Below are 255 nucleotides of genomic sequence, written 5' to 3'. Positions count from 1 at the left end.
GCAACCAGTTGAACGAAGTGTCGCCGGTCACCCGCGACGACGGCCCGGATGACACCGAATCCTTTCGCTACGGCGGTGGCGGCAAACGCCTGCGCAAGGTGCGCCGAACACTGGCCTCCGGCCGCACCCTGATCGGCGAAGTCCGTTACCTGCCGGGTCTGGAAATCCATCGCACTGCCAAGGGTGAAGAACGCCATGTGCTCGAAATTGAGGCCGGACGCAACACGGTGCGGTTGCAACATTGGGTCGGTGAAC

1 protein-coding gene is annotated in these 255 nt (G+C 63.1%); it reads left to right on the top strand.

Annotation, left to right across the window (positions count from 1 at the left end):
- Positions 1-255 (top strand): hypothetical protein (locus IB249_RS30320; RefSeq protein ID WP_192309944.1); only part of this gene is annotated, 255 nt, incomplete at both ends.

The organism is Pseudomonas sp. PDM04 (assembly GCF_014851765.1).
GTDB lineage: Bacteria > Pseudomonadota > Gammaproteobacteria > Pseudomonadales > Pseudomonadaceae > Aquipseudomonas.
This window is presented reverse-complemented; position numbering and strand designations above follow the sequence as displayed.